We start from the raw sequence: 19,037 nt of genomic DNA on the forward strand, positions 1-19,037 counted from the left end.
ATTTACGCAGCAACCGACCTATGTATACGACTGCAATACCGCTTTCAAGTCGTTTCTATCGTATTCCTGTTCGGCCAATCTGCCGCCGAGGCCGAAGACGGGCTTGTCGGCGCGGTAGATGATCCCCAACGGGATTCGGTCGCCGAATTCCTCGCTCAGGGCCATGGCCGCCCCCCAGTCAGACGGATCATGGTCCTCGGGGAAATACACCCGCTGGCTATACCAGCCATAAGTGTTGACCTTGTTGAAGGAGACGCAGGGTTGAAGGATGTCCACCAAAGAAAAACCCTTGTGGTTCATGGCCTTCTTGATTACCTCGGCCAGATGCTCAGGCTCGCCGGAAAAAGCGCGGGCGACAAAGCCCGCCTTCATGGCCACGGCGACGCTTAGCGGGTTGAACGCGTCGGATCGATTGCCTTCAGGCTGGGCCTTGGTCACATGGCCGCGCGCCGAAGTCGGGCTGGCCTGGCCCTTTGTCAGGCCGTAAATCTGGTTGTCGTGGACGAGCAGGGTCAGATCGAGATTGCGCCTGATGGCGGCAAGGAAATGGTTACCTCCTTCGCCGTAGGTGCAACCGTCGCCGGAAACGCAAAGCACGGCCGCTTCCGGGTTGGCCATCTTGATACCCTGCGCCACAGGCAGCGCCCGGCCGTGCAGTCCGTTGAACATATTGCAGCGCAGATAGTGCGGCAGCTTTGCCGCCTGGCCGATTCCGGACGAGACGATGACGTCGCGCGGCGCGATTCCCTGCTCGGCGAGAGCCTGTTTGAGGCTCTTGAGGATGGGGAAATTACCGCAACCGGGACACCACGATGTTTCAAAATCGCCGTACTCTTCAATGGAAACCATAATAAACCGCTCCAAGGCTAGAGGATGTCGGTGAGGCCCTTGAGGACGTATTCCCAGGTCATTGCCCGGCCGTCGAACCGCAGGATGCGGTCGGGAATCACGAAACCGGTCTCACTGGCGATGAGCCGGGCGAATTGGGCCGTGGCGTTGCCCTCCACGGCGACAACCCTGCCCGCGCCTTCCAGGAATTCCATGAACTGCTCCTCACGTAGCGGATAGACCTGTTTGAAATGCAGGACGGCCAGGGACTCGTCGCCCTCGTACCGCTCCACGGCCTCCAGACAGGCCCCCAACGTGGGTCCCCAACAGACCAGCAGCGCGTCGGCGTTCTCCTCACCATAATAGTCGGGACCGATGACTTCCTCGAACAGCCCGGACTCCTTGCGCAACCGCTTGGAGTTCTGGGTCACGCGGACAGTCTTGTCCTCGGTGATCCGGGAATTTTCGTCGTGCTCATGGGAATCGGCCCGAACCAGGGCTTCGGAAAAGCCGGGGACCAATCGCGGCGAGACGCCGTCATCCGTCGCGGCGTATCGTTTGTATTCCTCGCCGTCCCATTCCAAAAGCGGACGGGACGTCTTGGGAAGACCGTCCAGGTCGAACGGCTCCACATCCCGATAGGAGTCCGCCAGATATTGCTCCGAAAGGACGAAAATCGGAGTCTGAAAAGTCTCGGCCAAATCAAAGGCCCGATGGGTCAGGTAGAAGCAGTCCTCGGGCGTTGCAGGCGTAAATACAGCCCTGGGGAACTCTCCGTGTCCGGCGTGCAGCACCAGATCAAGGTCCGCCTGTTCGGTACGGGTGGCCATACCCGTGGCCGGACCAGGACGCTGGACCACCACACAGACGATGGGAGTCTCTGAAACGCCCGCCAGACTGACGGCTTCGCCCATAAGCGCAAAACCGCCGCCGGAAGTCGTCACCAAGGTTCTTGCTCCGGCATAGGAGGCGCCAATGGCCATGTTCATGGCCGCAAGCTCATCCTCGGCCTGTTCGTATTGCAATCCGAGCGGCGCACCTTTGGCGATGAGGGCCATGGCCACGGAGGACGACGGCGTCATGGGATAATAGGAAACGAAATTGCAGCCTGCGGCCATGGCGCCCAGGGCAATGCCCTCGTTGCCGTTTATCATCATCCGTCCCGATCCGCTTCCGGGCCCGATACGGCCGGGAAAGCCGTGATCCCGGCCAGAGGCCCATTCATAGGCTTTGCGCAAAACGTCGACGTTGGCCTCAACCACTTCACCACCTTTCCTGCCGAAAGTCTGCCCGAGCAGGTCTTCGAAAATACCGCGATCAAGACCGATGGTCCGACCGAGCACGCCGAGCATGACGGTGTTGTGAAAAAGCGGTTTTGGAGCCAGCTCCTCGAAGGGAATACGAAGAGCGTCGCGCTCCCCGGTTTCGAGATCGGTTCCGGCCACGATCAGCCCGCCGTCACGGACATCATCGACATGCCGTGCAAAGGCCTCGGAATTGAGCGCGGCCAGGATGTCGATGGATTCGGTCCCGCCGGACAGGTAATCCCCACCCATGCGAATGGCGTAGGTGTTGTGGCCGCCGCGCACCCGGGACATGTACCGCTGCGTCACCAAAAGGTGGTGCCCCGCCCTGACGACAGCCTTGGCAAGCAATTGGCCTATGGTGACCAGTCCCTGGCCCGCCGCACCGCCTATGACGATGTTGATATCTTTTCGCGACATGCCTTCCCCTGCTTTGCGTTAAAAAAAAGCCGGGAGGAACGCACGTTCCTCCCGGCCGACTGATTCTGTCGGCTACGCGTTGGTCGGCGGGGTGAAAACCCTGGTGCCGAGATCGCGATCGAGCATGAACAGCCCGCCGCCGTCGCCCACGAGCTTGAGCTTGCCGACGGCATCGCTCACGGAATCCTCTTCCTCGACCTGCTCGGAGATGAACCACTGCAGGAAGATGCCCACGGCGTGGTTGCGCTCCTCCACGGCCAGATCAGCGATCTTGTTGATACGCGCGGTGACGCCCTTCTCATGCTCAAGAGCTTCCTCGAAGGCGGCCAGCGGAGTCTCCCAGCTATGCTGCGGGGCCTCGATGGTGCCGAGCTTGGCATGTCCGCCCGCCTCGTTGATGTAATTGAAGAAACGCATGGCGTGGAACATTTCCTCCTGGTACTGGGCGTACATCCAGGCGGAGAAGCCGGACAGCCCCTCGTTGGCGAAATGGGAGGCCATGGAAAGATAAATATGTGCGGAATAGATTTCCCAATTCATCTGCGCGTTGAGCGCATCTTCGAGTTTCTCGCTGAGCATGACTGACGTCTCCTTGGCTTTATTGTTCTCTCATATGCGGGGCGCGTGAACCGTGCGCCCCTTCCAGTGGGGAATAATAATCATCACAAACGGAATGACCAGATCATTCCACACCATTTTTTCGAATGTTTTGCAACCTCCCGCCCCGTGGCGGGGCGGAGGCTAATAGAGGCGGTTCTGATCGAATACGTCCCGCAGACGGTAGGCCAAATGAGTATGGCGGCTGCCGGAAGTGGCATTCTTCAAACCTATTTTGAAGGCCCGCTCCGAGCCGATAAGCACGGCGAGCCGACGGGCGCGGGTTAGGCCGGTGTAGAGCAGGTTCCGCTGCAAGAGCAGGAAGTGCTGGGTGACGATGGGCATGACCACGGCCGGGTACTCGCTTCCCTGCGACTTGTGTACGCTGACCGCGTAGGCAAGACCGAGTTCATCCAGATCCGAGGACTCGAAGTGCACGTAGTTGCCGTCGAACTCCACCATGAGTTCATGGTTTTCCTTGTCCGCCTCCATGATCCAGCCGAGATCGCCGTTGAACACTTCCTTGTCGTAGTTGTTCTTGAGCTGAATGACCCGGTCGCCCTCGCGGAACGTGGCGAATTTGCGCTTGATTTCGCGCACCCCCGGACCGGGAGGATTGAGACGCCCCTGCAGGGCCATGTTCAGGGCCTGGGTGCCCACATCCCCCTTGTGCATGGGAGTCAGCACCTGGATGTCGCGCATGGGGTCCAGGCCGTACCGCTCGGGAATGCGTTCGCACACCGAATCAAGAATAAGCTTTTGGACTTTGACCGGGTCCTCCTGGGGAATCCAGTAGAAGTCGGCCTCAGGCGGCGAGCACGGATGCTGGCGCGGAAATTTCCCCTCGTTGATGCGGTGGGCGTTGACCACGATGAAGCTCTCCTGCGCCTGGCGGAAGATATGGGTCAGCACGGCGCACGGCACACGGCGGGAATCGATGAGATCACCCAAAACGTTGCCCGGCCCGACACTGGGCAGCTGATTCACGTCGCCTACGAGAATAAGGCGGCAGGTATGCGGCAACGCCCGCAGGATGGAAACGAAAAGCTGGGCGTCCACCATGGAGGCTTCGTCCACCACCAGGACATCCGCCTTGAGCTTCTGGTCCTCGCAATAATGGAATCCGCCTTCGGGCTGGAACTGGAGCATCCGGTGCACGGTCTTGGCCGAATGGCCTGTGGCCTCGGCCATGCGCTTGGCCGCCCGCCCCGTGGGCGCGGCCTGCATGACCTTGAGTCCGAGCTCCTTGAGGGTCAGGAGAATCGCCTTGGTGATGGTCGTCTTTCCGGTGCCGGGTCCGCCGGTAATGATAAAGACCTTGTTGGAACACGCCTCGAAAACAGCTTCCCGCTGTTCCTCGGACAGGGTGAAGCCGAGCTTATCCTCCACCTTGGGCAGTGTCTTGTCGATCTTCTTGCGGGAAATGGGCGTGGGGTGGCTGACCAACTGATACAAACGCTGGGTGGTCTCGTTCTCATAATGAAAGAAATACATGAGATAGACCGCCTCGGACACGCCCTGCGCGGACAGGTCCTCAATGCGGATGCGCTTTTTTTCCTCCAATCCGAAGAGAGCCAGCTCCAACTTGTCGTAGTCCGTGGTGTCGAGCATCCGGGCCACGTCCTCAAGCAGCTTCGGCTTGGGAATGAACAGGTGGCCGTTGCGCTCGCAGGAGGTCAGCATGGTGTAGGCGATGGCCGCCTCCAGGCGCTGCGAGCAATCCGGAGGGAAACCGAGTTTCATGGCCATGTGGTCGGCGGTCTTGAATCCCACTCCCCGAATCTCGTAGGCCAGGTCGTAGGGATTTTCCCGAAGCTTGGCCTCGGCCTGCGCTCCATAGAGATGAAATATCTTTCCCGCAAAAGTGGTCGGCACATGATGGGACTGAAGGAACACCAGCAGGTTCTTGATCTCCCGCTGGCGGCCCCATGACTCGATGATATCCTCAAGTTTCCGCTTGGAAATGCCCTTGATCTTCAAAAGCTGCTCGGGGTCGTCGTCCAGCAGGTCCAGGACTTCCACACCGAACTCCTCGACGATAAGGGTGGCGGTCTTCTCCCCCACTCCCTTGATGGACGACTGCAAAAAACGGATGACTCCGTTCTCTGTGGCGGGCCGGGCCTGGTCGAAAGTGACCACCTCGAACTGGCGGCCGAACTTGGGGTGCACGGTCCACCGGCCCCGAAGGTTCAGCGTCGCGCCGCCAGCCAGTTCGCCCAAGGTTCCGACAATGGTAATCTGCCCCGGCTCGTCCTTGATCCGGACCCGGGCGATGGCATAGCCGTTCTCCTTGTTGTGATAAACCACGCCGACGACTTCGACGTCGGACAGAGAAACAAGTTGTTCGTCGCTCATGCGGATGCCCGTTAAACCTTCTGCCGATGAACCAGGGACTGCTTAAGGGTCTCCTTGTCCATGAACTTGACCTCGCCCCCGATGGGAATGCCCTGGGCAAGCCGGGTTGCCGAAACGCCCGGGAATTCGGACTCCACCAGATTCTTGACGTAGGAAGCCGTCGCTTCGGCGTCCAGGGTGGCCCCAAGGGCGAGAATCAGTTCGGAAAAATCGCCGGAGGAGAGCCTGCGCCGCAGCCGGTCGATCTCAAGCTGCCCCGGGTCCACGCCGTCCAGAGGGGACAACAATCCGCCGAGAACGAGATATTTTCCGCGATAAACGCCCATCGCCTCCATGGCCAGGAGCGCATCCCACTCCGGCACCAGGCAAATCTGTCCGGTATCGCGGGAGGGATCGGCGCAAATAGCGCACGGGCTGGACTCGGCCAGACAGGCACAATCCTCGCAAAGGCAAAGCCGCTCGCGCAGCTCAATGATGGACTGCCCCACACCGGCCGCCCGCTCGCGGGGCATCTTGAGCAGGGTCAGGGCAATGCGCAGGGCGGATTTCGGGCCGATGCCGGGCAGGCTCGACAATTGATCGACCACTTCCTTGAGTGGTCCGGGAAGATTCTGCAATTCGACTCCTTGGGGAAAACCGACGTTCGAAGGCGTGCGAATATGGCGGCCGGGCCTTGCGCCGGGCCGCTTCCGCACGCCTTCGACAGGCCGGAGCTAGAACATGCCGGGGATGGAGATGCCGCCGGTAACGCCCTTCATGGCTTCCTCCATCATCTCCTTGGATTTCTTGAGCGCCTCGTTGGCCGCGGTCATGACCAGGTCTTGCAGCATCTCCACGTCTCCCGCCTCCACGACGGAAGGTTCGATGCGCACCTCGGTGACTTCCTGGGCACCCGTGACCTTGACGGTGACCATGCCGCCGCCGCTGGTAGCCTCGACCTCGCGGGTCTTGAGGCCATCCTGGGCTTCGGTCATCTTACGCTGCATGATCTGGGCCTGACGGAGCATTTCGTTCATGCCTTTCATTATATTCTCCTCAAGTCGTATCTTAGTGTTTTCTATGACTTACAGAAAGCATCTGGGCATTGAAGGCCTCCATGACCCTAATAACGCCAGGATGATTTTCCGCCTCTTCCATAAGCTGCTTATCCGATTTCGGCTCGGCAATATCGCCTGTTTCCACACGAACCTCAACCGTTGGACCGAAATATTCCCTGGTCAGGCCGTCAAGGGCGGCCAGAGTGGACTTCTCCTTGAGTTGAGAACACATCGTCCTGGTTTTACAGACGATCTTCAAAGCATTCTTTTCCCGCTCGCCCTGAGTAAGATGGAGCATGGAGACCCTGACTCCGGCCTCTCCGTTGCGCGCCTCCACGAATTTAAGAAACCCGTCCCAGTCGCGCGGACCGGGGATAGACGCGGGCGTCACGGCCTGCGTCGAGGGCTCGGACAGCGGGGTAGCCTCGGATGGGCCTGCGGGCTCGGGTTCCGGGTCGGGCCGAGGAGACGAAGCGTTCTTCGGCGGGACCGCGCCGGACTTATGCGGTTCACGCGCGTCATGCGCCGGTCGGGGTGCTCGGGGCGAAGGCGCGGCCTGGGTCTGAACGGGCTGCGGCGGAGCCGATTGCCGCCGGGGAGGCTGTTGGACCGGCTGCGGCGGAGCGAACTGCCGACCGCCCTGGGGCATATCGCCCCGTCCGCCCTGCATGGAACCGCCGGGACCGCCCTGCGCCGGGCCACCCTGCCCGCCCACACCGGATGCGGGAGGCCTGGGCACGCCGCCGGAGCGGGCTCCCATGGTTTCCAGATTGATGAGGTCCGGCAGGCTGGTCAGGTTGAGCAACAGCAGCTCCAGGGCCAAGGCGGGCTCCAGGCTGGTCATGACCTTGCGCTGGCCGTCCAGAGTCATCTGCCAACAGGCATGAATGTGGGCGGGCTCGAATTTGTTGGCCCAGCCGAGCCATCCGGCCGCTTCCTCGCCGGACATGCCGAGAAGAGGCAACGCCGCCTCCCCCGCCTGCCGGAGCAGAAACATGTTCCGCCAGCAACTGGTCAGTTCGCGCAGGAAGAATCCAAGGTCGAGTCCCTGATCCAGGACCTGTCGCAAGACCTGGCCCACGGCCACCAGATCGCGGTCATGCATGGACTCCATGAGTCCGAAGAAAACGTCCTGGCCAGCCAGGCCGAGAAAACTGCGCACATCCGCCTCACGGAGTACGTCCTCATCCATCGCCAGGGCCTGACCGAGCAGGGACATGGAATCGCGCACACTGCCCGCACCGCGTTTGGCAATGATGGAAAGCGCACCGGGCTCGAACTTGAGCCCTTCGAGATTCATGATCTTTTCCAGATGCGCCGTCAGTTCGGCCTGGGGCAGCATCTTGAACGTATAGTGCTGGCAGCGACTGATGATCGTGGCCGGGAACTTGTGATGCTCGGTGGTGGCCATGATGAAGGTGGCGCGCGGCGGCGGCTCCTCCAGCGTCTTCAGGAGGGCGTTGAACGCCTCCTTGGTGAGCATGTGCGCTTCATCGATGATGAACACTTTGTAGCGGCATTCGATGGGCGCGTACCCGATGTCCTCCTTAAGGCGGCGGGCGTCGTCGATTCCCCGGTTGGACGCGCCGTCGATCTCGATGACGTCCGGAGCCACACCGGCGGTGATCTGCCTGCAATGATCGCATTCGTTGCACGGTTCACCCGTAGGCGCGTTCACGCAGTTGAGCGCCTTGGCGAAGATGCGGGCGATGGTGGTCTTGCCCACGCCCCGCGTCCCGGAAAAAAGATAGGCGGGCGCGATCCTGTCCTGGGCAGCCGCCCGGGAAAGGATGGATTTGATCGCCTGCTGTCCGGCAACTTCCTCAAAGGTCTGGGGACGATACTTGGCCGTGAGATTCGCTGTGCTCATGGGTATGCTCGGGGCTGTGGCGCGGAAAGGGCATTTGCCGGGAAAGATTGACGGAAAAGGGGAAATCCGACATTCCGCGCCGGATTTCCCCCTACTTACCAGATGATGCCCCGGTTTTCTAGACTTTCTATTAAACCTGGTAGCGATGCAGCCAGTGCTCGTAGTCCGGATTTTCGCCCTTGACGATATTGAAGAACTCGGTCTGGAGCAGCTTGGCGACAGGACCGGCATGGCCGGAGCCGATCTCACGGCAATCCACGGAGCTGATGGGGGTCAACTCGGCGGCGGTGCCGGTGAAGAAGACCTCGTCCGCAGTGTAAAGCATGTCGCGGGTGATGGGTTCCTCGCGAACCTCGTAGCCGAGGTCACCGGCCAGGGCAATGAGGGAGTCGCGGGTCAGGCCGCCCAGCACGCCGTCGGTGTGCGGGGTGTAGATGATGTCGTTGAGGACCATGAAAATGTTCTCGCCGGAACCTTCGGAGACATGGCCGGTGGTGTCGAGCATGATAGCCTCGTCATACCCGTCGGCCAGGGCCTCGGTCTTGGCCAGCACGGAGTTGACGTAGTTGCCGGCGGACTTGGCTTTGGTCATCATGACATTGACGTGATGACGGCTGAAGGAACTGACCTTGACCTTGATGCCCTTTTCCAGGGCGTCCTCGCCGAGGTACGCGCCCCACGGCCAGGCGGCGATGATGGTCTGGATGGGGTTCTCGCCGGGACTGACGCCCATGGCGCCCTCGCCGACGAAGACCAGAGGACGGACATAGGCTCCGGCCAGCTTGTTGCGCTTGAGGGTCTCGATGGTGGCGTCGGTCAGCTCGTCCGCGGTATACGGCATCTTCAGGCCGAGAATCTTCGCGGAATTGACAAGGCGGACCATGTGTTCCCGCAGGCGGAACACCTCGGAGGAGCCATCGCCGCACTCGTATGCGCGAATGCCCTCGAACACGGCGGTACCGTAATGCAGGGCGTGGGTAAGGACGTGAACGTTGGCCTCGTCCCAGGGAACCTGTTTGCCGTCGAACCAAATGGTTTCGGATTTTTGAACCATGAAATGTCTCCTTATAAATTTCGGCGTAGCCGTACATCTTTTGATTGGAAGATGGACGCTAAAAAAAACTGTCCCCAAGGTCAAGGCGCAACCGCCAACTCCCTGATTCCGCGCCCTTGCCGGGGAGACGCCGCAGGCCATTTTCATTTTGACACTACACACGGCGCAGAGTAAGAAAAATCTCTTGTACTAATACATTTTGAGGAGTTTTCCACCATGTCACAGTTTGCGAGAGTAGATAGACTGCCCCCCTATGTGTTCGCTCAGGTCAATGAACTCAAGATGAAGCTGCGCCACGCAGGCGCGGACATCATCGACCTGGGCATGGGCAATCCCGACGTGCCCACACCCAAGCCCATTCTCGACAAGCTGGCGGAAGCGACCTACAAGCCCGGCAACTCCAAGTATTCGGCATCCAAGGGAATCAAGGGCCTGCGCAAGGCCATCCGCGATTGGTACTACCGCCGTTTCGACGTCACTCTGGATCTTGATCAGGAGGTCTGCGTGACCATGGGCGCCAAGGAAGGCCTCGCCCACCTGGCGCTGGCCATGCTCTCCCCCGGCGACGTCGTTCTGGCCCCGGACCCGGCCTACCCCATTCACCCGTACGCCTCGATCATCGCAGGCGCGGACGTGCGCCGCGTGCCCATCGGCCCCGGCCAGGATTTCTTCGAGAACCTGGAAACGGCCATCCGGCACACCTGGCCCAAGCCGAAGCTCCTGATAATCAACTTCCCGCACAACCCGACCACTCAGTGCGTGGACTTGCCCTTCTTCCAGCGCATCATTGATTTCGCCAAGGAAAACGGCCTGTACGTCATCCACGATCTGGCCTACGCCGACTTCGTCTTCGACGATTACAAGGCGCCGAGCCTGATGCAGGCCGACGGAGCCAAGGACGTGGCCGTGGAATTCTTCTCCATGACCAAGAGCTACTCCATGGCAGGTATGCGAGTCGGCTACTGCGTGGGCAACCAGGACATGGTTCAGGCCCTGACCCGGATCAAGAGCTATCTGGACTACGGCATCTACCAGCCCATCCAGATCGCGGCCGCCTGCGCCCTGAACGGCGACCTGGACCCCGATCCCAAGTTCACGCAAGAGGAAATGGACAACTCGGTCCGTGAAATCATGGCCGTCTACCAGGACCGCCGTGACGCCCTGTGCGAAGGCCTGAACCGCATCGGCTGGCCCGTGACTCCGCCCAAGGCGACCATGTTCCTGTGGGCGCAAATTCCCGAAGAGTTCCGTCCCATGGGGTCCGTGGAATTCTCCAAGATGCTTCTACAGGAAGCCGAAGTGGCCGTTTCGCCCGGCCTCGGTTTCGGTCAGTACGGCGACGATCACGTGCGGTTCAGCTTCGTCGAGAACCGTCACCGCACCAACCAGGCCGTGCGCAACCTGCGTAAATTCTTCGCCAAGGGATAAATATGGATGTAATAAGACTCGGTCTTGGAGGTTTCGGCACGGTCGGTTCCGGCCTGGCCAAAATCCTCGACATGAACGCCGAACGCATTGAGAAGCGGCTCGGCAAGCGCGTGGAAATCGCCAAGGTCCTGGTTCGGGACCTGAACAAAAAACGCGCCTTCGACCCCGGTTCGGCCGTGGTCTTCACCGATGACCCGGACGAGTTGGTAAACGACCCGTCCGTGAACATCGTGGTGGAGCTCATGGGTGGACTGGACACGGCCCGCGATCTCATGCTCAAGGCGTTCTCCGCCGGAAAGCACGTGGTCACGGCCAACAAGCACCTGCTCGCCGAACACGGCCTGGAATTGTTCCAGGCCGCTTCGGACAATGCAGTGGGGCTCATGTTCGAGGCCAGTTGCGCCGGTGGCATCCCCATCGTCCAGACCCTCAAGGAGAGCTTGGCGGGCGACGAGATCACCAAGATGCTCGGAATCATGAACGGCACGGCCAACTACATCCTGTCCGAGATGACCACCAAGGGCATGGACTTCGAAGCCGCACTGGCCGACGCGCAGGACCTGGGCTACGCCGAAGCTGACCCGAGCTTCGACATTGAAGGGTTCGACACCGCCCACAAGCTGTGCGTGCTCATTCGCATGGCATACGGCTTGGACTACCCCCTGGCTGAGCTGCCGGTGCAGGGCATTACCAGCGTGACGCCCATGGACATCGATTTCGCCCGCGAATTCGGCTACCGCATCAAGCTGCTGGCCCATGTCATGGATGTGAACGGCCGTCTGGAGGCGGGCGTGCACCCGGCCCTGGTCCCCTACACCTACCTGCTGGCCCGTGTGGGCGGCAACTACAACGCCGTGCGCCTGGAAGGCAACGCGGTGGGACCGATCATGCTGCACGGCCAGGGCGCGGGAGACCTGCCCACGGGCAGCGCGGTACTGGCGGACATCATGAACCTTGTGCGCAAGATCAGCGACGGCTGCACCGGCCCGGACAACACCGGCTTCCACAACCAGCCGATCCCCAAGGCGAAAATCCTGCCGCCGGAGGACTCCGAGTCCAAGTACTACTTCCGGTTCACCGTGGCCGACCGCACCGGCGTAATGGCAGCCATCACCCGGTCCATGGCCGATCACAACGTTTCCATCGCCCAGGCGGTGCAAAAAGGCGAAGGCGGAGCCGAAGGCATTCCGCTGGTGATTATCACGCACGAAACCTCGGCGCGGGACGCGGACGCTGTACTGGCTGAAATCGACGCCATGGACTTCTCCGTGGAGCCCTGCGTCAAATTCCGAATCCTGTAAACGGATCGCACATGAAGCTTCTTTATCTCATAGCGGACGGCATGGGCGGATGGCCCCTGGAAGAACTGGGCGGCAAGACCACCATGGAAGCCGCGCACACGCCGAATATGGACGAACTGGCCCGCACGGGCGCGGTCGGTCTTGCGCAGACCGTCCCCGAGGGTATGGCCCCCGGCTCCGATGTGGCCAACATGGCCCTGCTCGGTTTCGACCCGGCCGTTTATCACACGGGCCGCGGCCCTATCGAGGCCGCCGCCCAAGGACTCTCCCTCGGCCCGGACGACCTGGTCTGGCGGCTCAATCTGGTGACTGTCTCCAAGCTGACCATCGACGGGGCCATGCGCGACTACTCCTCGGGGCACATTGCCTCCGAGATTTCTCGTCCCCTGGTGGAAAAACTCCAGGAGAAACTCGGCGACGAGACCTACACCTTTTACCCGGGCATCCAATACCGCCATCTGCTGGTCCAGAAGGACGGCGCGTTGACCGACGACGCGCACCTGTTCATCAACCCGCCGCACGACATCACGGACAAGCCCATCAAGCTCGACCTGCGCGCCTTTTCCAAAAGCCCGCACCTGTGGGACCTTCTCTTCGAAGCCCATGAGTTCTTGGCCGACCGATCCAACAACCGCTCGGCCGCCAACTCCATCTGGCCCTGGGGCCAGGGACGCCCCCTGAATCTCCCCGACTTCAAGGCAACCAACGGGCTCGACGGCGCAGTCATTTCCGCCGTGGACCTTATCAAGGGACTCGGCTTCGCTTCGAACATGTCTGTTCTGGACGTGCCGGGTGCCACAGGACTGCTCGACACCAACTACGAAGGGAAAGTGGAAGCGGCCCTGTCCTTCCTTGAGGACCACGACTTCGTCTTCGTCCATCTGGAAGGACCGGACGAATGCGGCCACGGCGGCAGCGCAAGGGACAAGGTGGAGGCCATCTCACGGTTCGACGCGCGAATCGTCGCCCCCTTGCGTGAAGCGCTCAAGGATGAAGAGACCGCCTGGATCGTCACCTGCGACCACTTCACGCCCATCAAGGAACGGACTCACACTTCCGACCCGGTACCCTTCCTTCTCAACGGTCCGGGCTGTGCCCCTTCCGAGGTGGACGGCTTCAGCGAGAAAAATGCGGCCTCGGGCAAAAAACTGGACAACGGGCACGAACTGCTCGCCCACGCCCTCAAAATCTTCGGGATACGGTAATGGCGACCCCAAAGGACTTCCCGGAACAAGACACCTGGTACACTCACTATGTCTCCTACGGCGAGACCGACGCCATGGCCGTGCTTTATCACGCCGAATACCTGCACCTGTTCGAACGCTCGCGTAGTCAGTTCATTCGTGAATCGGGCCTGAGCTACCGTGAGGCAGAGGCACGCGGCATCATGCTCCCGGTTCGCGATGCGGCCTGCCGCTACCGCACCCCTGCGCGCTACGATGAACGCATCCATGTGCGCTGCGGCATCTCCAAATGGGGCAGGGCCTCGGTGAACTTCGTCTACGAAATCTGGAACGACGACAAAACCGTCCTCCATGCCACCGGCTCCACCAGCCATGCCTGCGTCAACCTCGACGGCAAGCCTATCCCCATCCCCGGCTGGCTTCGCGATTTATTTCAATAAAATCGCTTTATTGTCATGAATTTTACGGCAACATTTTCAAACAACCGTTTACAGTCCCGGAGAGGACCGGGTACACTTCCGTCATGCGAATCGACATACATACTCACGCTTTTCACAACAAGATAGCCGACAAGGCGGTCCACCATCTTGTGGATCACTACGGCATCAACCCGGTGGGAACCGGGAAAGCCGACGACCTCATCGAACGACTCGACCGAGCCGGATTGGACAAAGCCGTTGTGCTGGCCGCAGCCACCTCGCCCCGCCAAGTCGTTCCCGCCAATAACTGGGCCATCGAGTTGAAGAAGACCGCTCCCCGTTTTATCCCCTTCGGCACCCTGCACCCCGGCTACGACCGCAATGGCGAGGAACTGGAGCGGCTCGCCGCCAACGGTATTCAGGGCCTCAAGTTTCATCCCGATTTCCAGGGATTCCGCATGGACGATCCAGCGTTCTACGACCTCATGGAACTGGTTGACGAGCGGTTCATCTGCATGTTCCACGTCGGCGACGACTTGCCGCCCGACCAAAACCCGTCCTGCCCGAAAAAAATGGCGGCCCTGCGCAAGACTTTCCCCAAACCGATCATGATCGCGGCCCACATGGGCGGCCTCAAACAATGGGAATACGCTATCAAGCACCTGGCCGGGCTGGATGTGTATGTGGACTGCTCCAGCGTCATGGACTTCGTGAACGACGATCTGCTCGAACGCCTTGTGGAGGCTTTCACACCGGACCGCATCCTGTTTGGCAGCGATTATCCCTTGTACGACGCAGATAGGGAAATTCAGCGCATATCCCGGCGTCTCAACATGTCCGAGGAACGGCTGGACGCCTTTTTGAGCCGCGCAGGCAAAATATTCGGTTAATATTACCCGACAGAATCATTTAGGCATTGATAAATCGCCCTATAAGGGGCTATTGTCTGCCCAATATCGAAACATTCGGGAGTTTTCATGTCCGCATTGCCGAAACTGCTGGCAGCGTGCCTTCTGGCCCTAGCCGCCTGCACGACAACAAGCTACAAAATTACTACCACGAACGGGCAAATCTATTTTGCCCAAGACAACCCGGTATACGACGTTTCCTCGGACACCTATGTCTTCGTCGACGAAAACGGCGAACAGGTGACCTTGGGAAAATGTGAAATCAAACTCATCAAAGAACAGTAGATTTCAAAGAAAAGCCCCGACATTCCCGGGGCTTTTCTTATGCGGCCCCATGTCAAGGACTCCCTATTTACTCGATTTCCCTATTTCTTAGGCCAGACTCCACCCTCACCATAACGGCTATTGGTTTGTATTCCTTTTCTTATTCGTGCTCTACGGCACCAAGTACCTATTCGGTACGTAAATCAGTTTAAGATCGCCATTTCTATTTTCGTGGTCTACGCCACCAAAGCCCCGCCGCGATCTTTGTTTACGACTGCGTTACAGGTAAGCTGAGCTTCCACAAAAGCGCGGCCAATTTACGAGCAAGCGCAGCTATTGCTTTTTGTGCCACACCATGTCGGCTATAAATTCGGTTGTAGAACTCCCTGGCCCACTCATCTCGCTGCTTCCACACCCAAGCTGCTTCAATCAGTAAACTTCGTAATCGCTTTTGACCGACCGGGCGAAGTGTTGCCTTACCCTTGCTGCCTCCACTTTGCCGCATCACTGGCGCAAGGCCCAGGTAAGCTGTCACCTCTTCGCTGCGATTGAAACGTTCCGGGCGGTAAACCTCTGCCGCAAAAGTCGTGGCCACGACTTCGCCAACGCCGGGAACGGACCTCATGGCGGCAATACGTCTTGCCTCGTCTTGTTCCCGGATGCTTATTCGCAAACGCTGATCCACTTTGCGTTGTGCACAAGCGAAGTACTCCAGTTCATCGAGCAAGCTTTCAAGAGTCTCTTTTGCCCCCGAAGGAAGTTCCACCTGATGAAGTGTGAGTATGGCAGCCTTGCTCCAATGGTCCAGATCGGCAGGCTCCTGCGCTCCAAGATAAAGAAGAAGTGAACGAATCCGTTGTTTAGCTCGACGAAGAGAGTCGGTGAGCTGATGCCTTCGACGCTCAAGAGCACGGAAGGCTTCAGCTTCAACGGAAGGAATGGCGATTGGTCTGATCAGGCCGGAGGCTGCCAGCTCTGCCAGTTTGCGGCAGTCCAGGCTGTCGGTCTTGTTGGTAGCGGTAATGGGGCGCGGGATTCGGCTTGGCGCAGCAACGACAACCGTAACACCTTCTGCTTCGAGGCTCCTGGCCAACTCAAAGCCAGTCGGTCCAGATTCATAGCAAACCGCGCCAACCTCAACAGGTAATGACATGACAAGCCGGGTGAGTGCTGTTGCATCAGCCGGACAAGTCCAGTCCTTCACGGCACCATCAGGTCTGAGCAAAGCCACGCTGAAACTCAGCTTATGGACGTCCACTCCTATCCATACCTTCTCGCCGGAAAACGCTTCAACAAACCGATGAACAGATGATACTTTGAGCTTTGCCATGTCGGCCTCCCTTGGGTTTGGGTTTCACTGGTACTGTTACCAGCAAAACTTGGGAGTGCCGACATGGTATTTCTTTGTTCAGGTAAACAGGCACAGGTCACATTCGCCCGCGTATTTTATAAACTCTTCCGCAGTCCAGACCGACGCCTTCCACGAAATCCTCCTGCTTGAGCTTCATCATCTCCATGGTCATGTGACAGGCCACCAACTTTACCCCTTCCAGTTGCGCCATCTCGAACATCTCGGCGGCGCCGGGAATGTTGGCCTCGTTCATCCATTTCTTCATCATGCCGGTCGCAATGTGGGGCATTCCAGGGATCGCGCCCATGGTGCCTTCCGGATAAAACTTTAACTTCTCGATGCCGCCGGGCCGAATCACGTCCATTCCCATGAATGTGTAAAAAATGGTCGCGTCATTGCCGAGCCTGACGGAATTGAGCGCCATGACCAGCGCAGGCATTGCGCCATCCAAAGTTCCCCTGGAGGTAATGAAGCCGTGCTTCTGGTTCATGCCTCCGGTTTTCGTTGACTGGGACATAACATCCCCCCAATATTTCATCGTATTAACTTTTATATTAAAAAAAAATTACTCGACCACATCCTTTGCCGTCTTCATGTGACAAGAAAGCAAGGAAAGAGAATTAAGCAATTCTCCACGCTGTTCAGAGCTGAACTGTTCAAGCACGATTCGGTGCATCTCGAAACGAAACCTGGAAATATCCTTGAGAAGTCTTCCCCCTGCCGACGTCAGGGAAAGTAGCTTCACCCGGAAATCGGCCGGATCGGGCAACGACACAAGGAAACCACGTCGGACAAGGGCCGCGACTAGCTTTGTCACCCTGCTCTTGGCAACATTGAGACGATAGGCCAGAGCCTTGGCCGTCAGGTATCGTTCCCCATTGAACTGTAGTAGACAGCGCAACTGGGCATCGGGCAGATCGAACCGTTCGCTCTGATCCTGCATCCGCTCCCGGCAACATTGGAAAATACCTTCCATGAGGTGTCGAAATTCCGCTACGTCCCGATCTGGGATCAATGTGTCGTCTTTTTTGTTCATACTATTTACCATATCGGTGAGTCACGGATGTCAACCAGAGGGAATGTACACACAACAAAAAAAGCCTCTTCGCGCCGAAACGCAAAGAGGCTTTCAAGCCGATCCAGATGGGATCAGCCGAGATCCGGAACCGCGCCTTTTTCTTCGCGAGCTCCGCTGCCCGCAGACAGTTTGCGCTCAAGCGCGTTGAAAAAGCGGGAAAAGCCGAAGGTCAATGTCAGATAGATGACCCCGACCCCGACCAGGAACGGAACATAGGTGTAATACCGCGCACCCAGCACCTTGGCGGTGAACATGAGTTCTGCGACGCCGATGGTGGAGATCAGGGACGAATCCTTGAGCAGAACGATAAGTTCGTTTCCAAGGGGCGGAATCATCCGTTTGAGGGCCTGGGGAAGGATAACGTGGAACATGGCCTGCACATGCGTCAGCCCTGTGCCGCGTGCGGCCTCCATCTGTCCCTTGTTGATAGACTGGATACCGGCGCGAATGATTTCGGCGTTGTACGCGCCACTGTTGATACCCAACGCCACGATACCCGTAAGAAGCGGGTCGGGAGTGTAGCTCTCGCCAGTGACCGTCATGAAAATCTGCGGGAATCCGAGATAAAAGAAAAATATCTGCAACAACATAGGGGTGCCGCGAATGATCTGAATGTAGATGTCGGCTATGATGCGGATATGCAGACGGCGGCTGATGCGCCCGGTTCCTGCCAGGATGCCGAGAAAGAGCCCCAAAGACAAAGCCCCGAAGGTTATCTGCAGCGTGGTCCATGCGCCCTGAAGGAGCATGTCCTGGTGTTTGAAGATAAGGGAAAAATCCATCGCCAAAACTCCTGAAAAGGCCGGGGACGCAAGGCCCCGGCCCGGTTACGCCAAAACTACAGATTCCACTTCTTGACGATGGCGGCATAGGTGCCGTCAGCCTTCACTTCCGCCAGCGCCTTGTTCAGGGCGGTGAGCAGATCGTCGTTACCCTTGCGGGTAATCATGGCGAACTCCTCGAAGGAAAGCGGCTCTCCGGCGCGCTTGAACATACCGCGCTTGACGAACTCGTCGGCCACGGAGATGTCGGCGATGACCGCGTCGGCGGCCTTGGTATTCAGCATCATGAAGGCGATGTTGTAACTCTCCGGCTTGACAACTTCCGCGCCCTCAATCTTGTCGGCCTCCTGCTCGCCGGTGGTGCCGAGCTGAACCGCAATCTTCCGGCCCTTAAGGTCGGCGGCGGACTTGATCTCGGAATCACTGCGAACCACGATGACCTGGCCGCTGGCGAAATAGGGAGCGGAGAAGCTCACCTGCTCGGCGCGCTCGGGCGAAATGGAGAAGCCGGACATGCCCATGTCCACCTGACCGCTCTGGGTGGCGGTAACGATGGCGGCGAAGTCCATGGTCACCCACTTGACCTTGATGCCCATCTTGGCGGCAATGGCGTCAAGCAGGTCGACATCGAAACCAACGCGCTCGCCGCCGTCGCCGATGGCTTCGAACGGAGGATAGTCGGGAGAGTTGCCCACGGTGATCTCACCGGCGGCTTTGACCTTCTCCAGGGTGGTTCCGGCCTGGGCGAAAGAGAAAGCACACAGCGTAAGAGCCATGACCAGCATGAGGATGACGCGCAATTTGCTGAACTTCATATCTGTCTCCTTGTAAAAATGATTAATGGATCAATCCGGCCG

The 19,037-nt window shown here is 59.1% G+C and carries 19 protein-coding genes; 6 read left to right on the top strand and 13 right to left on the bottom strand.

Annotated features, from left to right (window positions below):
- Positions 1-18: 18 nt before the first annotated feature.
- The 8 genes from LF599_RS09975 to LF599_RS10010 all read right to left on the bottom strand — a co-directional run bounded on the left by LF599_RS09975 (position 19) and on the right by LF599_RS10010 (position 9,465).
- Positions 19-849, bottom strand: a complete 831-nt coding sequence (locus tag LF599_RS09975) for a 2-oxoacid:ferredoxin oxidoreductase subunit beta (protein ID WP_279520633.1) — start codon at positions 847-849, stop codon at positions 19-21.
- 17 nt (positions 850-866) lie between these two features.
- Positions 867-2,552 carry a 2-oxoacid:acceptor oxidoreductase subunit alpha gene (locus LF599_RS09980; RefSeq protein WP_279520634.1) on the bottom strand — a complete coding sequence of 562 codons (1,686 nt, stop codon included), beginning with the start codon at positions 2,550-2,552 and terminating at the stop codon, positions 867-869.
- 72 nt (positions 2,553-2,624) lie between these two features.
- Positions 2,625-3,131 (bottom strand): ferritin, encoded by a 507-nt coding sequence (locus LF599_RS09985; protein ID WP_269942566.1) that lies wholly within the window; start codon positions 3,129-3,131, stop codon positions 2,625-2,627.
- A gap of 162 nt (positions 3,132-3,293) precedes the next feature.
- Positions 3,294-5,504 (bottom strand): SF1B family DNA helicase RecD2, encoded by a 2,211-nt coding sequence (gene recD2 / locus LF599_RS09990; RefSeq protein WP_279520635.1) that lies wholly within the window; start codon positions 5,502-5,504, stop codon positions 3,294-3,296.
- 11 nt (positions 5,505-5,515) lie between these two features.
- Entirely contained in the window at positions 5,516-6,121 is a 606-nt protein-coding gene (gene recR, locus LF599_RS09995; protein ID WP_269942565.1) for a recombination mediator RecR, read from the bottom strand.
- Positions 6,122-6,217: 96 nt separating this feature from the next.
- The gene (locus LF599_RS10000) at positions 6,218-6,529 is read right to left on the bottom strand and encodes a YbaB/EbfC family nucleoid-associated protein (RefSeq protein ID WP_269942564.1); all 312 of its coding nucleotides are present in this window, start codon (positions 6,527-6,529) and stop codon (positions 6,218-6,220) included.
- Positions 6,530-6,551: 22 nt separating this feature from the next.
- Positions 6,552-8,411 carry a DNA polymerase III subunit gamma/tau gene (gene dnaX, locus LF599_RS10005; protein ID WP_279520636.1) on the bottom strand — a complete coding sequence of 620 codons (1,860 nt, stop codon included), beginning with the start codon at positions 8,409-8,411 and terminating at the stop codon, positions 6,552-6,554.
- A gap of 130 nt (positions 8,412-8,541) precedes the next feature.
- Positions 8,542-9,465 (bottom strand): branched-chain amino acid transaminase, encoded by a 924-nt coding sequence (locus LF599_RS10010; protein ID WP_269942563.1) that lies wholly within the window; start codon positions 9,463-9,465, stop codon positions 8,542-8,544.
- Between the two features lie 216 nt (positions 9,466-9,681).
- On the opposite strand from LF599_RS10010, the gene LF599_RS10015 reads away from it, so the two are divergent.
- From LF599_RS10015 to LF599_RS10040, 6 genes are all read left to right on the top strand, one after another.
- Positions 9,682-10,893 carry an aminotransferase class I/II-fold pyridoxal phosphate-dependent enzyme gene (locus LF599_RS10015; RefSeq protein WP_279520637.1) on the top strand — a complete coding sequence of 404 codons (1,212 nt, stop codon included), beginning with the start codon at positions 9,682-9,684 and terminating at the stop codon, positions 10,891-10,893.
- 2 nt (positions 10,894-10,895) lie between these two features.
- A complete protein-coding gene (locus LF599_RS10020; protein WP_279520638.1) occupies positions 10,896-12,194 on the top strand; it encodes a homoserine dehydrogenase in 1,299 nt (432 codons plus the stop codon).
- An 11-nt stretch (positions 12,195-12,205) separates the two neighbouring features.
- A complete protein-coding gene (locus LF599_RS10025) occupies positions 12,206-13,399 on the top strand; it encodes a cofactor-independent phosphoglycerate mutase (protein ID WP_279520639.1) in 1,194 nt (397 codons plus the stop codon).
- A complete protein-coding gene (locus LF599_RS10030) occupies positions 13,399-13,818 on the top strand; it encodes an acyl-CoA thioesterase (protein WP_269942562.1) in 420 nt (139 codons plus the stop codon). Before LF599_RS10025 ends, LF599_RS10030 begins: the two co-directional genes overlap by 1 nt.
- Before the next feature lie 83 nt (positions 13,819-13,901).
- Positions 13,902-14,687, top strand: a complete 786-nt coding sequence (locus LF599_RS10035) for an amidohydrolase family protein (protein ID WP_279520640.1) — start codon at positions 13,902-13,904, stop codon at positions 14,685-14,687.
- 87 nt (positions 14,688-14,774) lie between these two features.
- Positions 14,775-14,990, top strand: coding sequence for a YgdI/YgdR family lipoprotein (locus LF599_RS10040; RefSeq protein WP_269942561.1), 216 nt, complete (start codon positions 14,775-14,777; stop codon positions 14,988-14,990).
- 247 nt (positions 14,991-15,237) lie between these two features.
- Here LF599_RS10040 and LF599_RS10045 read toward each other — a convergent pair whose 3' ends face one another.
- The 5 genes from LF599_RS10045 to LF599_RS10065 all read right to left on the bottom strand — a co-directional run bounded on the left by LF599_RS10045 (position 15,238) and on the right by LF599_RS10065 (position 18,995).
- Positions 15,238-16,299 carry an IS110 family RNA-guided transposase gene (locus LF599_RS10045; RefSeq protein ID WP_269942321.1) on the bottom strand — a complete coding sequence of 354 codons (1,062 nt, stop codon included), beginning with the start codon at positions 16,297-16,299 and terminating at the stop codon, positions 15,238-15,240.
- A gap of 97 nt (positions 16,300-16,396) precedes the next feature.
- Positions 16,397-16,810, bottom strand: coding sequence for a DsrE/DsrF/DrsH-like family protein (locus LF599_RS10050; RefSeq protein ID WP_279520641.1), 414 nt, complete (start codon positions 16,808-16,810; stop codon positions 16,397-16,399).
- Positions 16,811-16,885: 75 nt separating this feature from the next.
- Entirely contained in the window at positions 16,886-17,356 is a 471-nt protein-coding gene (locus LF599_RS10055) for a MarR family winged helix-turn-helix transcriptional regulator (protein WP_279520642.1), read from the bottom strand.
- A 113-nt stretch (positions 17,357-17,469) separates the two neighbouring features.
- Positions 17,470-18,180: an amino acid ABC transporter permease gene (locus LF599_RS10060; RefSeq protein WP_269942556.1), complete on the bottom strand. Its 711-nt coding sequence runs from the start codon at positions 18,178-18,180 to the stop codon at positions 17,470-17,472.
- Between the two features lie 56 nt (positions 18,181-18,236).
- Positions 18,237-18,995, bottom strand: coding sequence for a basic amino acid ABC transporter substrate-binding protein (locus tag LF599_RS10065; protein ID WP_279520643.1), 759 nt, complete (start codon positions 18,993-18,995; stop codon positions 18,237-18,239).
- Between the last annotated feature and the right edge of the window lie 42 nt (positions 18,996-19,037).

This window comes from Pseudodesulfovibrio thermohalotolerans, assembly GCF_021353295.2.
In the GTDB taxonomy this organism is placed as follows: domain Bacteria; phylum Desulfobacterota; class Desulfovibrionia; order Desulfovibrionales; family Desulfovibrionaceae; genus Pseudodesulfovibrio; species Pseudodesulfovibrio thermohalotolerans.

What these genes read in the sequence shown, in the direction of transcription:
- LF599_RS09975 (WP_279520633.1), bottom strand. Translation starts at nt 849, where the DNA reads ATGGTTTCCATTGAAGAGTACGGCGATTTTGAAACATCGTGGTGTCCC.
- LF599_RS09980 (WP_279520634.1), bottom strand. Translation starts at nt 2,552, where the DNA reads ATGTCGCGAAAAGATATCAACATCGTCATAGGCGGTGCGGCGGGCCAG.
- LF599_RS09985 (WP_269942566.1), bottom strand. Translation starts at nt 3,131, where the DNA reads ATGCTCAGCGAGAAACTCGAAGATGCGCTCAACGCGCAGATGAATTGG.
- recD2 (WP_279520635.1), bottom strand. Translation starts at nt 5,504, where the DNA reads ATGAGCGACGAACAACTTGTTTCTCTGTCCGACGTCGAAGTCGTCGGC.
- LF599_RS10000 (WP_269942564.1), bottom strand. Translation starts at nt 6,529, where the DNA reads ATGAAAGGCATGAACGAAATGCTCCGTCAGGCCCAGATCATGCAGCGT.
- dnaX (WP_279520636.1), bottom strand. Translation starts at nt 8,411, where the DNA reads ATGAGCACAGCGAATCTCACGGCCAAGTATCGTCCCCAGACCTTTGAG.
- LF599_RS10010 (WP_269942563.1), bottom strand. Translation starts at nt 9,465, where the DNA reads ATGGTTCAAAAATCCGAAACCATTTGGTTCGACGGCAAACAGGTTCCC.
- LF599_RS10015 (WP_279520637.1), top strand. Translation starts at nt 9,682, where the DNA reads ATGTCACAGTTTGCGAGAGTAGATAGACTGCCCCCCTATGTGTTCGCT.
- LF599_RS10020 (WP_279520638.1), top strand. Translation starts at nt 10,896, where the DNA reads ATGGATGTAATAAGACTCGGTCTTGGAGGTTTCGGCACGGTCGGTTCC.
- LF599_RS10025 (WP_279520639.1), top strand. Translation starts at nt 12,206, where the DNA reads ATGAAGCTTCTTTATCTCATAGCGGACGGCATGGGCGGATGGCCCCTG.
- LF599_RS10030 (WP_269942562.1), top strand. Translation starts at nt 13,399, where the DNA reads ATGGCGACCCCAAAGGACTTCCCGGAACAAGACACCTGGTACACTCAC.
- LF599_RS10035 (WP_279520640.1), top strand. Translation starts at nt 13,902, where the DNA reads ATGCGAATCGACATACATACTCACGCTTTTCACAACAAGATAGCCGAC.
- LF599_RS10040 (WP_269942561.1), top strand. Translation starts at nt 14,775, where the DNA reads ATGTCCGCATTGCCGAAACTGCTGGCAGCGTGCCTTCTGGCCCTAGCC.
- LF599_RS10045 (WP_269942321.1), bottom strand. Translation starts at nt 16,299, where the DNA reads ATGGCAAAGCTCAAAGTATCATCTGTTCATCGGTTTGTTGAAGCGTTT.
- LF599_RS10050 (WP_279520641.1), bottom strand. Translation starts at nt 16,810, where the DNA reads ATGAACCAGAAGCACGGCTTCATTACCTCCAGGGGAACTTTGGATGGC.
- LF599_RS10055 (WP_279520642.1), bottom strand. Translation starts at nt 17,356, where the DNA reads ATGAACAAAAAAGACGACACATTGATCCCAGATCGGGACGTAGCGGAA.
- LF599_RS10060 (WP_269942556.1), bottom strand. Translation starts at nt 18,180, where the DNA reads ATGGATTTTTCCCTTATCTTCAAACACCAGGACATGCTCCTTCAGGGC.
- LF599_RS10065 (WP_279520643.1), bottom strand. Translation starts at nt 18,995, where the DNA reads ATGAAGTTCAGCAAATTGCGCGTCATCCTCATGCTGGTCATGGCTCTT.